We start from the raw sequence: 10,947 nt of genomic DNA on the forward strand, positions 1-10,947 counted from the left end.
TTTTCAAAAGTGAGCCGCCGTCAGGGCGGAACCCTAAGTGGCCGTTACCACAGAAACGGATATGTACTCGATCTGATCCAACATCCCGGTCGGCCCAGAGGCCGCCATCGGGGGCAAGCCCCCTCCCACATTTTGATTTGTGAACCCATTCAAAAGTGGGAGGGGGCTTGCCCCCGATGGCGGTCTTCAGATCACCACTGCGCTCGGTGTGACCCCAATTCCCCCGCCGGCAAATCCCATTGCAGCGGCGTACCGCTGATCGTCAGCGGCGCCAGCAGTCGATGCGCCGGGCCCCAGGCGGTCTGTTCCACCACCAGGCCTTGATCACACGCATCTTCGGCCCGCAACGCCGGTTGCTCCGGCACCTGCCCCGCATCCACCAATAACTTCGCCGTACGGGCCAGCGACAATCGCGCCGTACCCCCGCGCCCGGACTTCAAGCGTTCGCTCAAGGCTTGGATCGCACTGGCCGCCATCAGGTACCCGGTCGCGTGGTCCAGCGCCTGCACCGGCAGCGGCGACGGCTTATCCACCTGTTTCCAGGCCATCCCGGCCTCGGCAATCCCGCTGCTCATCTGCACCAGGCTGTCAAAGCCGCGCCGATTGCGCCACGGGCCGCTCCAGCCGTAAGCATTGAGGCTGACATCGATCAGGCCCGGCGCGATGCGTTGCAGCGCGTCGCTCGCGTAGCCCAGTTGCTCCAGCGCATCGGCGCGGTAACCGTGGAACAGAATGTCGGCGTTTCTGAGCAACGCTTCGAAGACCTGCCGACCCTCGGCGCTCTTCAGGTCAAGACGCGCGCAGCGCTTGCCCAGGGTCATTTCCGGCACCACGCCGGGTTCGTCCCAGGTCGGCGAGTCGATGCGCAATACGTCTGCGCCCAGGCCCGCGAGAAAACGACTGGCGACCGGGCCGGCCAGGACGCGGGTCAAATCCAGCACCTTGATACCGGCCAGCGGTCGGGCCGTGGTGCCGAGCCAGGGTTGGTTGCCGGCGGTGGCGAAGGCCTGCCGCTGTATCAGTGGCTCGGCATTCACCGCCAAGCCCTGGGGGTGGCCCTGCCAGGCTTGCCAGGTGCGCATTTGCGCCGCGCAACCGCCTTCGTCGACCACCGCCTGTTCCAGTTCGGCGGCGTTCCACTTGGCGACGTTATGCGCCATTTGCGCGCGTTCGGTGACCTTGCCCAACACCCGTTCGGCCGCGGCGCGGTGATGGGGCGCGTTGGTGTGCAAGCGAATCCAGCCGTCGGCGCTTGCGTAGTCACCGGCTATCGGGTCCCACAGCGGCGGCACTTGCCAGCCCAGTGGGCGAATCGATGAGGAAAACCACAACGAGGCGAGGCGACGATCTACGCTGATGCTCGGCAAGCGTGCGGTCTGTTGACGGATAAGCTCGGCAACGGCCTGGCCGGCGGCGCCGATGCTGGCGGCGGCCAGGTCAGTCACGGCAAAGGCCGAGGGCAGGGCGCCGGGCTCGCTCAGGGTCAGTGGGGTAGGCGGCAGATCGAGTGCGGCTTGGATGGGTGTCAGCAGGTCAGTCATCGAAGGCCCTCCATAAGAGAAGGGCCACTATAGAAGATCGTCAGGCCGGTGTGGCAACCCCGGGCACCAATGGCAGTTCGAGACTGGCGACAAAGCCGCCGCCCTGATGATTGGCCAGGATCAGTTGGCCGCCATGGCGTTCGGCGGCGCGACGTGCGATCGCCAGGCCCAGGCCGTGACCTTGCGCGGTCTGGCCGGGTGCGCGGTAGAACGGCTCGCCCAGTTGGTTCAGGTGCTCGGCTTCAACGCCGGGGCCGTGATCGCGCACGCTGATCAGGATCCGTTCACCGTGCCGCTGCGCGTGCAACTCGATGGCTTGGCCGGCCGGGTTGAAACGCTGGGCATTGCGCAGCAGGTTGTCCACGGCGCGCTCGATCATGGTCGGCCAGCCCTTGAGGCGCAGGTCGGGTTCAGCCGTCAGTTGCACCTCTTGCTCCGGCGCGCTGAGTTGGGCGTCTTTTTGCAGGGTCTTGAGCAATGGGTTGAGGTCGATCTCTTCGGCGCTGGCGTTGTCGGCATCCACCCGGGCCAGGACCAGAATCTCACTGATCAAGGCTTCCAGGCGGTCGCATTCGCGGGTCAGGCGCGGCCAGAGTTTTTCCCGATCTTCGGGGCTGGCGCGTTCGGCCAGGGCCAGGGCGATACGCAAGCGGGCCAGGGGCGAGCGCAGTTCGTGGGAGACGTCGCGCAACAGTTGGCGCTGGCTGCCGATCAGGCTTTGCAGGCGGGCGCCCATGCGGTTGAAGTCGGTGGCCAGGACGCCGAATTCATCGCGGCGGTTGGCCAGTTGCGCCAGGCTGTTCTGTTGATATGTGGCCTGGCCCAGGTCATGCACCGCGCCGCGCAGTCGGCTAAGCGGGCGGGTGATGGACAACGTCACCAACAGGCTGAACAGCGTCAGCACCACCAGGGCAATGGCCAGGGCGCTGAACGGCCATAACAGGCTGCTGCGGTGCCAGGCGTCCAGCTCCGGATGAGGAATGCGATAGATCAGCAGGTAGGTGTCGCCGGTTTTTTCGCTGGTGTATTCGGCGGTCAGGCGGCGCCAGGGCAGGTGGCTGTCCTGGCTGTCATTCTGCCGGGCTTCAAGGGCGGCGGCGCGGCGCGGGAAGGTGCCGCGTACCACCGGCTCGCCGCCCTCGTTGAGCACTTGCACGTCAATGTGGTACTGGCGCTTGCGTTGCTGCAGCAACTCCTGGGCAGCCTCTTCGCCCTGGGCTTCGTAGAGTTGCGTCCACTCTTGCGCCAGATTGTTGAGGCCGGGATGGCGGCTGAGAATCCAGGCGTCCTGGTTCAGCATATGCCCGAGCAGGATCGACAACCCCGCAACCAGGGCGATGGCCAACCAGAAACTCGCCAGGATGCGCCAGAACAATGAACGCACGGGAAACCCTCAAACAGGAAAAGCCCAGCGGCGGGGGCCACTGGGCTGGGAGCGTTAACGCTGGAGCATTATTGCGCTTTTTGCGGCTGTTGCGCTTTCCAGGCCTGGAATTCCTTCCATTCGGCACGACGCTGCTCTTGTTGCTTGACGATCTCGTCGAACTTCTTCTGCTGGTCGGGCTTGAGGATGGCGCGGATATCGGCCTGGGTTTTCTGCTTGCCGGCAGCGATCTCGTCCTGCATGGCTTTCTGGTCGGCGGCCGGCAGTTTGTCCAGGTACTTGCGGGTCAGGTCTTTGCGAGCGTGCCATTGGTCACCCATCAGCTTGCGGATCTGCTCGTGTTGTTCCGGGCTCAAATCCAGCTGGCGGAACGGGCCGCCTTTACCACGCGGGCCGTGTTCACCGTGACCCGGGCCACCCATCATGTGGCCTTCCGGACCGCCCATCGGGCCTGGGCCTGGGCCTGGACCTGGGCCTTCCGGCATGGCGGCCATGGCGACGGTAGGCAGTGCAGCGGCGAACATCAAAGCGATAAGGGTCTTGCGCATGGTGATTCTCCTGTCTCTATTCCGGTGAGTCCGGATGTGAGTAGATTACCCAGGGCAAGGTCAGCCGCCGTCAGCGGAGCGTAAAGGTTTGGTAAGGCCCGATCGTTCCCACGCTCTGCGTGGGAATGCATCCCGTGACGCTGCGCGTCACCCACGCTCAAGGCGCGTAGTAGTAACCACGACTGCGCAGCGCCACGATCCGCGGTCGACCGTCCGGGTGCGGGCCGATCTTCTTGCGCAGGTTACTCACGTGCATGTCCAGGCTGCGATCGTACAGGGTCAATTTGCGGCCCAGGGCGATCTGCGCCAGTTCCTGTTTATCCAGCGGTTCGCCGGGTTGGCGCAGCAAGGCCTCGAGCAGGCGGCTTTCGGAGACCGTCAGGGTAAATTCCTGTTCGTCGATGCTGACCACCCCGCGCACCGGGCTGAAGCACAGGTCGCCCAGCTCCAGTTGGGTCGACACCGCAGCCGGATGACTGCGGCGCAGTACGGCGCGCAGGCGCGCAGTGAGTTCGCGCGGGTCGCAAGGCTTGGCCAGGTAATCGTCGGCGCCCAGTTCCAGGCCGAGGATGCGGTCCAGGGGTTCGCCCCGGGCCGACAGCATCAGCACCGGCAACTCCGGGTGGTCGTTGCGCAATTGCTTGAGCAACTCCAGTCCACTGCCGTCGGGCAGCATCACGTCGAGCACCACCGCCGCCGGAGCGGCTTCGGCCAGGGCCTTGCGGGCGCTGGAGCCGTCATGGCAGGCGCGCACCTGGAAACCTTCCTGGCTCAGCCAACTGACCAGCAGCTCGCAGAGCTCCTGGTCATCATCTATCAGTAACAGCTCGCTCATGACTCACTCAATTTAGCCATTGTCGACGACGACGGTGCCCACCGCTGGCGAAGATGCCACACAGCAGGGCGATCAGTGCGACGCCCGCACCGGTGACAAACCACTGCTGCTGCTCGGTCAACCATCGGGTCAAGGCGCCGTCCTGTGTCTCTTTGAGTTGCTGGGCCAGGCGTTGGTTCTCCTGGCGCAGACGACTCAGTTGCGCGCTTTCGCGGGTGGCTTGCGCGCTTTGCAGCTGCTTGCTCAGTTCTTCACGCAGCCCTTCGCTTTCTTTCAAACGTTGCTGCAGTTCGGTGACCTGGCTGTGGGGACTCAAGGACAGCGGCGTGGCGCTGCCGCTATTGGAGGCCTCTTCAGCCTGGGCCATCGCGCCGAGGGTTAACACTGCCAACAGGCACAACTGACGTAAGCGCATCGGAACTCCTGATTCCACACGAATATTCAGAACGTTATCGGCAGGTTACCGGGAATAATGAGCCATCAGGCGGGCGCCCAAGCGTTTTGGTCGGGCGCCACCGGGCTCAGGGCAGGACTTGCTTGAACGGCTTGATCACGACATCAGCGTAGACACCCGCCGCGACATAAGGATCAGCCTTGGCCCACGCCTGGGCATCGGCCAGGGACGCGAACTCGGCAACGATCAGGCTGCCGGTGAAACCCGCGTCGCCCGGGTCGTTGCTGTCGACGGCCGGGTGCGGGCCGGCCAGTACGATGCGGCCTTCGGTTTGCAACTGCTTGAGGCGTTCGACATGGGCGGGGCGCACGCTCAGGCGTTTTTCCAGCGAGTTGGCAACATCGGTGGCAATGATGGCGTAGAGCATGTCAGTCCTCGGTTTTCGGCGTGGTGGCGGCAGTGTCATGCAGGTGGCGCGACAGGTAGATACCCTGGCCGACCAGGAACAGCAGGGTCATGGCCAGGCTGCCGAACACCTTGAAGTCGACCCAATAATCTTGAAAGGTAAACGCCACGAACAGGTTGGCGGCACCGCAGAAGATGAAGAACACGATCCAGGCCACGTTCAAGCGTACCCAGATCGGCTCCGGCAAGGTCAGCGCGTGGCCCATGATCCGCTTGATCAGCAGGCGATCACCAATGAAGTGGCTGCCGATGAAGACCAGGGCGAACAGCCAGTTGACCACCGGGGCTTTCCACTTGAGGAAGGTTTCGCTGTGGAAGGCCAGGGTCAGGCCGCCGAATACCAGGCAGGCGACGAGGGTCAGCCACTGGCTTTTTTCCAGCTTGCGCTGGGAGATGAAGATGGCGCCGTAAACCACGATGGAGCTGATGATCAGCACGGCGGTGGCGCTGTAGATGCCGCCGAACGAGAGTTCGTGACCGGCGATGTCGATGACCCTGGGGTCGAGTTTGGTAACGATGAAAAACAGCAACAGCGGGATGAAGTCGATGAATTGTTTCACAGTAAGAGCCAGAAGCTGGATGTGGCGGCATAATAACAAACATCCTTGGTTGCGATAGCGCCAGCTGACTTGAGGTTACACACTCCCGTGAATGTTGATTTGCACTGCCACAGCACGGCCTCCGACGGCGCCCTGGCGCCTGCGGTACTGGTTGCGCGTGCGTTTGAAAAAGGCGTGCGAGTCCTGTCGCTGACCGACCACGACACCCTCGAAGGCCTCGACGAGGCCCGCACGGCGGCCCATGCACTGGGCATGCAACTGGTCAACGGCGTGGAATTGTCCTGCACCTGGGGCGGCGCCACCATTCATGTGCTCGGCTACGGTTTCGAGCAGAACGCCCCGGCCCTGGTGGCCGCCATCGCCCAATTGCACGATGGCCGCTGGCTGCGGTCCGAAGAAATAAGCCGCAAGCTCAGCCTCAAAGGCATGCCTGGCGCCCTTGACGGCGCCCGCGCCATCCAGCAGGAGCTGGGCGACAGCGGTAACGCGCCGGCCCGTCCGCACTTTGCCGACTGGATGGTGCGTGAGGGGTTCGTCAAGGATCGCGCCGAGGCCTTCCGTAAATGGTTGGGCGCGGGCAAGCTGGGCGATGTGAAGCAACACTGGCCGACCCTGGAAGACACCGTCGGCACCCTGCGGGCCTCCGGGGCCTGGGTCAGCCTGGCGCATCCCTGGCATTACGATTTCACCCGCAGCAAGCGCCGCAAGCTGATCGGCGACTATATTGGAGCGGGCGGCCACGCGATCGAAGTGGTCAACGGGCATCAACCTGCCGAGCAGGTTGGCAGCCTGGCGATCCTGGCGCGCGAATTTGGTCTGCTGGTCAGTGCCGGCAGTGATTTTCATGGCCCAGGCGGCTGGTCCGAGATCGGCGAGTATCGCCAGGTCCCGGAAGATCTGCCGCTGCTGTGGGGGCGATTCAAGCATGACCCCATTATTGCCACCGTCTGAACAGGTAGAACACGTGAGTCAATTCTTCCAGATTCATCCGGAAAACCCCCAGGCGCGCCTGATCAAGCAGGCGGTCGAGATCATTCGCGCCGGCGGCGTGGTGATCTATCCAACTGATTCGTCCTACGCCATCGGTTGCCAGATCGGCGACAAGGGCGCGGTCGAGCGGGTCAGACGCCTGCGTGAGCTGGACAAGAACCATAACTTCGCGCTGATCTGCAGCGACTTGTCGCAGTTGGGGCTGTTCGCCAAGGTCGACACGGGCACCTTCCGCTTGCTCAAGGCGCACACGCCGGGGCCCTACACCTTTATTCTCAACGCCACCCGCGAAGTGCCGCGCCTGCTGCTGCACCCGAAGAAGCGCACCATCGGCCTGCGCGTGCCGGAACACCCGATCGCCCTGGCGCTTTTGGCCGAGCTGGGCGAGCCGCTGATGAGCGTGTCGTTGATCATGCCGGGCGATACCGAACCGCTGGAAGACCCGTATGAAATGCGCCAGTTGCTGGAGAAGCAGGTGGATCTGATCATCGACGGCGGCTTCGGGGGCGGCAAGGCGTCTACCGTGATCAACCTGGCCGACGGCGAGCCTGAAGTGATCCGTGTGGGCTGCGGCGACCCTACGCCGTTTATGGTCGAGGCCTGAATGTCGGTCGTGGAAACCGTCGATCCCCAGGCGGGCGCCCAGCAGGAACTGCCATTTGCCATGGTCTATGGCCAGGCGGTCATGGAAATGCCGCTGGATTTGTACATCCCGCCCGACGCCCTGGAGGTCTTTCTCGAGGCCTTCGAAGGCCCGCTGGACTTGCTGCTGTACCTGATTCGCAAACAGAACATCAACATCCTCGATATTCCCGTGGCGGAAATCACCCGGCAGTACATGGGCTATGTCGAATTGATGCAGTCGGTGCGCCTGGAACTGGCCGCCGAATACCTGGTGATGGCCGCCATGCTCGCCGAGATCAAGTCGCGCATGCTGCTGCCGCGCTCGGAAGCGGTCGAAGCCGAAGAAGATGACCCGCGCGCCGAACTGATCCGTCGCTTGCAGGAATACGAGCGCTTCAAGGCTGCGGCCGAAGGTATCGACGGTTTGAGTCGGGTAGGCCGCGATGTGGTGGTGCCCAAGCTGGACGCGCCCGAGGCGCGCGCGCGCAAGCTGTTGCCTGACGTCAGCCTGGAAGAACTGCTGATGTCCATGGCCGAGGTGCTGCGCCGTGGCGACATGTTCGAAAGCCACCAGGTCAGCCGCGAAGCCCTGTCCACCCGCGAGCGTATGAGCGATGTGCTGGAGCGCCTCAAGGGCGGCGGGTTTGTGCCGTTTGTCGAACTGTTCACCGCAGAAGAAGGGCGCCTGGGCGTGGTGGTGACCTTCATGGCGATCCTGGAGCTGGTCAAGGAGTCCTTGGTCGAGCTGGTCCAGAATGAGCCGTTTGCGGCTATCCATGTGCGGGCGCGAGCCGAATAACGAGCTGAATCGATGAATCTGACTGAACCCCGCGAACTGGCGCCCTTGCTGGAAGCTTTCCTCCTGGCCTCGGGCAAGCCGCAATCCCTGGAGCGCCTGTTCGAACTTTTTGAAGAAGCCGAACGCCCCGAACCGCCTGTGTTCAAGAAGGCGCTGGAGATCCTGCGCAAGTCCTGCGACGGTCGTGCCTTTGAGTTGCGTGAAGTGGCGTCGGGGTATCGCCTGCAGATCCGCGAGAAATTTTCCCCGTGGGTGGGACGCTTGTGGGAGGAACGCCCGCAGCGTTATTCACGGGCGATGCTGGAGACCATGGCGTTGATCGCCTATCGCCAGCCGATCACCCGGGGCGAGATCGAAGATGTGCGGGGCGTGGCGGTCAACAGCCATATCGTCAAGACGCTGCTGGAACGCGAGTGGATCCGCATCGTCGGCTACCGTGACGTGCCCGGCAAACCGGCGATGTTCGCCACCACCAAAGTGTTCCTCGACCACTTCAACCTGAAGAACCTCGACGACCTGCCGCCGTTGGCCGAGCTGCGCGAGATGGAAGCCGAGCCGGTGCTGGACTTCGACGACGCGCCGGTGCCGCAGAGCCTGCAGGAACTGGCCGACGCCAGTGCCGAGCCGGAGGAGCCCAAGGACGAAACCAGTTTCCATACCTTGCTGCTGGAACTGGACGACATGGAGCAAGGCATCAAGACCGACTTTGATGATTTGCTGCGTGACGGCGCCGCTGAGCCGCAAACCGAGGTGAACGTTGAGCCCGAGCCCGACGTCGAAGAAGATATCCTCGGCGTCGCCGATGCCCGCGAAAAACTGCTGGCCGCCGTGGCGGCCCTTGAGCAGCCGCCGCTGAGCGACGAGGAAGACGAGGCCCGGGCGCTGGCCGAGGCGATCGAAAACGAACGCCGCCAACTCGAAGACTGACAAGATCCAATGTGGGAGGGGGCTTGCCCCCGATTGCAGTGTGTCAGTCAGCATAACCATCACTGATACACCGTAATCGGGGGCAAGCCCCCTCCCACATTTTGATCGCCGTTGTCCGAGAGCAACTATGACTTCGACCAAAGACCCCTGCATCAGCATCTGCAAGTTCAGCGACGACATCTGCGTCGGCTGTGGCCGTAGCAAGCGTGAAATCCGCGCCTGGAAGAAACTCGACAAAGTCGACAAGCGCACCGTGCTGGCCGAAGCCGAACTGCGCTTGCTGGCGTTGGGCGCCACCGGTCGGCGGAAAAGCAAATGACTTGGGTGTTATCGACTACTCTCTGATGCGCAACACGCGCCATGCGCGTATGATTCGCGACCCTTTGCCGACCTATTCGGCCAAAGCCCCGCTTTCAACACTCTTCAGGCCACGCCTGAATCGACCCACCGGGAGGTGCTTAAGATGAACGACAAAGACCAGAACGACAGCCAGGAAATCGGCCCAGCAGGCGAAAAACTGCAAAAGGTGCTGGCGCGTATCGGCGTGGGCTCGCGCCGCGACGTCGAAGCCTGGATCACCCAGAAGCGAATCAAGGTCAACGGCGTCGAGGCCACCCTCGGCCAGCGCGTCGACCTGCATGACGCGATCACCATCGATGGCAAGGTCATCAAGCGCGAAGAAGCCGCCGAATCGGTACGCCGCGTGATCATGTACAACAAGCCCGACGGCGAGATCTGCACCCGTGACGACCCGGAAGGCCGTCCGACCGTGTTCGACAAGATGCCCAAGCCCAAGGAAGGCCGCTGGATCAACATCGGTCGCTTGGACATCAACACCACCGGTTTGCTGATGTTCACCACCGACGGTGAATTGGCCAACCGCCTGATGCACCCCTCCTACGAGATGGACCGCGAATACGCCGTGCGCGTACGTGGCGAAGTCGATGACGAGATGATCGAGCGCTTGAAAGCCGGTGTGGTCCTTGAAGACGGCCCGGCCAAGTTCACCGACATCAAGCAGGCGCCGGGTGGCGAAGGGTTCAACCACTGGTACCACTGCGTGGTGATGGAAGGCCGCAACCGTGAAGTCCGTCGCCTGTGGGAATCCCAGGGCCTGGTGGTCAGCCGCCTGAAACGCGTGCGTTTCGGCCCGGTGTTCCTCAACTCCGACCTGCCGATGGGGCGCTGGCGCGAAATGAGCCAGTACGAAGTCGACATCCTCAGCGCCGAAGTCGGCCTGACGCCGGTCGCGATGCCGCAGATGAACGCCAAGAGCAAAGACAAGCTTGAGCGTATGCAGCGTAAATCGTCGCGCCCTGTGCCGCGTACCGAGCGCGTTGCCCGCACCCTGCGCCCGGCGTTGAATGCACCGGCAACCGGCGGGCGTATTTCCCGCGAGCCGCAGATTGAAGGTGAGCGCCGTCCAACCGCGCCATCGCGCCAGGAAGGCGAGCGTGCTCCACGCGCCCCGCGTCCGGCTCCGTCGGGTGGTCGCAGCAACCGTGGTGAAGCCGACCGTCCGGCCGACAACGCCAGCACCAAGCGTCCGGCCAAGCCAGCGGCGAACAAGCGCCCTGGCCCGAAGCTGGTGGCTGACGAGCCGTCGGGCAAGCGCCGTGGCGCTCCGGCGGGGTCCGGTCAGCGTCCGGGTTTTGGTCGTAAGAAGCCGCAGTGAGGCCGTAGCCGCTGCATAAAAAAGCCAACCCTGGGGTTGGCTTTTTTTTCCTCTAAATTTGAAATGCAATCAACTGTGGGAGGGGGCTTGCCCCCGATAGCCATAGGTATCTACACAATTTTGGTGCGACACCGTACCTGTGGCGAGGGAGCTAACGCGTATCTACCTGACGCTCCGAGGTCCAAATGTGGGAGGGGGCTTGCCC

Annotated in this window: 13 protein-coding genes; 6 read left to right on the forward strand and 7 right to left on the reverse strand. The window is 63.3% G+C overall.

Features of this window, described 5'->3' with window-relative positions; translation table 11 throughout:
- Nucleotides 1-191: 191 nt before the first annotated feature.
- The 7 genes from BFP90_RS08080 to BFP90_RS08110 form a co-directional block, all read right to left on the reverse strand.
- The gene (locus BFP90_RS08080) at nucleotides 192-1,541 is read right to left on the reverse strand and encodes a CoA transferase (protein ID WP_065896408.1); all 1,350 of its coding nucleotides are present in this window, start codon (nucleotides 1,539-1,541) and stop codon (nucleotides 192-194) included.
- Nucleotides 1,542-1,581: 40 nt separating this feature from the next.
- Nucleotides 1,582-2,925, reverse strand: a complete 1,344-nt coding sequence (locus BFP90_RS08085) for a sensor histidine kinase (protein WP_065896409.1) — start codon at nucleotides 2,923-2,925, stop codon at nucleotides 1,582-1,584.
- A gap of 68 nt (nucleotides 2,926-2,993) precedes the next feature.
- Complete coding sequence (locus BFP90_RS08090) at nucleotides 2,994-3,473, reverse strand: LTXXQ domain protein (protein ID WP_065896410.1); 480 nt, start codon at nucleotides 3,471-3,473, stop codon at nucleotides 2,994-2,996.
- A gap of 157 nt (nucleotides 3,474-3,630) precedes the next feature.
- Nucleotides 3,631-4,308 carry a response regulator transcription factor gene (locus BFP90_RS08095; RefSeq protein ID WP_065887631.1) on the reverse strand — a complete coding sequence of 226 codons (678 nt, stop codon included), beginning with the start codon at nucleotides 4,306-4,308 and terminating at the stop codon, nucleotides 3,631-3,633.
- 7 nt (nucleotides 4,309-4,315) lie between these two features.
- Nucleotides 4,316-4,723: a translation initiation factor 2 gene (locus BFP90_RS08100; protein ID WP_065896411.1), complete on the reverse strand. Its 408-nt coding sequence runs from the start codon at nucleotides 4,721-4,723 to the stop codon at nucleotides 4,316-4,318.
- A gap of 106 nt (nucleotides 4,724-4,829) precedes the next feature.
- Entirely contained in the window at nucleotides 4,830-5,129 is a 300-nt protein-coding gene (locus tag BFP90_RS08105) for a YciI family protein (protein ID WP_065887633.1), read from the reverse strand.
- 1 nt (nucleotide 5,130) lies between these two features.
- A complete protein-coding gene (locus BFP90_RS08110) occupies nucleotides 5,131-5,727 on the reverse strand; it encodes a septation protein A (RefSeq protein WP_065896412.1) in 597 nt (198 codons plus the stop codon).
- A gap of 87 nt (nucleotides 5,728-5,814) precedes the next feature.
- On the opposite strand from BFP90_RS08110, the gene BFP90_RS08115 reads away from it, so the two are divergent.
- The 6 genes from BFP90_RS08115 to rluB all read left to right on the forward strand — a co-directional run bounded on the left by BFP90_RS08115 (nucleotide 5,815) and on the right by rluB (nucleotide 10,742).
- Nucleotides 5,815-6,678: a PHP domain-containing protein gene (locus tag BFP90_RS08115; protein WP_065896413.1), complete on the forward strand. Its 864-nt coding sequence runs from the start codon at nucleotides 5,815-5,817 to the stop codon at nucleotides 6,676-6,678.
- A 13-nt stretch (nucleotides 6,679-6,691) separates the two neighbouring features.
- A complete protein-coding gene (locus tag BFP90_RS08120; RefSeq protein WP_065887636.1) occupies nucleotides 6,692-7,321 on the forward strand; it encodes an L-threonylcarbamoyladenylate synthase in 630 nt (209 codons plus the stop codon).
- Between the two features lie 120 nt (nucleotides 7,322-7,441).
- Entirely contained in the window at nucleotides 7,442-8,140 is a 699-nt protein-coding gene (locus tag BFP90_RS08125; RefSeq protein WP_170827597.1) for a segregation and condensation protein A, read from the forward strand.
- Nucleotides 8,141-8,152: 12 nt separating this feature from the next.
- Nucleotides 8,153-9,067: an SMC-Scp complex subunit ScpB gene (scpB, locus tag BFP90_RS08130; RefSeq protein ID WP_065887638.1), complete on the forward strand. Its 915-nt coding sequence runs from the start codon at nucleotides 8,153-8,155 to the stop codon at nucleotides 9,065-9,067.
- Nucleotides 9,068-9,194: 127 nt separating this feature from the next.
- On the forward strand, nucleotides 9,195-9,386 hold the full coding sequence (locus tag BFP90_RS08135) for a DUF1289 domain-containing protein (RefSeq protein ID WP_065887639.1): 192 nt from the start codon (nucleotides 9,195-9,197) through the stop codon (nucleotides 9,384-9,386).
- 144 nt (nucleotides 9,387-9,530) lie between these two features.
- Nucleotides 9,531-10,742, forward strand: a complete 1,212-nt coding sequence (gene rluB / locus BFP90_RS08140) for a 23S rRNA pseudouridine(2605) synthase RluB (RefSeq protein WP_065887640.1) — start codon at nucleotides 9,531-9,533, stop codon at nucleotides 10,740-10,742.
- Nucleotides 10,743-10,947: the final 205 nt, after the last annotated feature.

The sequence above is a fragment of the Pseudomonas sp. 24 E 13 genome, from assembly GCF_900004715.1.
Lineage (GTDB): Bacteria > Pseudomonadota > Gammaproteobacteria > Pseudomonadales > Pseudomonadaceae > Aquipseudomonas > Aquipseudomonas orientalis_A.

Excerpts from the sequence above, each read along its gene's own strand:
- BFP90_RS08090 (WP_065896410.1), bottom strand. The coding sequence starts at position 3,473 with ATGCGCAAGACCCTTATCGCTTTGATGTTCGCCGCTGCACTGCCTACC.
- BFP90_RS08105 (WP_065887633.1), bottom strand. The coding sequence starts at position 5,129 with ATGCTCTACGCCATCATTGCCACCGATGTTGCCAACTCGCTGGAAAAA.
- BFP90_RS08100 (WP_065896411.1), bottom strand. The coding sequence starts at position 4,723 with ATGCGCTTACGTCAGTTGTGCCTGTTGGCAGTGTTAACCCTCGGCGCG.
- BFP90_RS08080 (WP_065896408.1), bottom strand. The coding sequence starts at position 1,541 with ATGACTGACCTGCTGACACCCATCCAAGCCGCACTCGATCTGCCGCCT.
- BFP90_RS08095 (WP_065887631.1), bottom strand. The coding sequence starts at position 4,308 with ATGAGCGAGCTGTTACTGATAGATGATGACCAGGAGCTCTGCGAGCTG.
- BFP90_RS08135 (WP_065887639.1), top strand. The coding sequence starts at position 9,195 with ATGACTTCGACCAAAGACCCCTGCATCAGCATCTGCAAGTTCAGCGAC.
- scpB (WP_065887638.1), top strand. The coding sequence starts at position 8,153 with ATGAATCTGACTGAACCCCGCGAACTGGCGCCCTTGCTGGAAGCTTTC.
- rluB (WP_065887640.1), top strand. The coding sequence starts at position 9,531 with ATGAACGACAAAGACCAGAACGACAGCCAGGAAATCGGCCCAGCAGGC.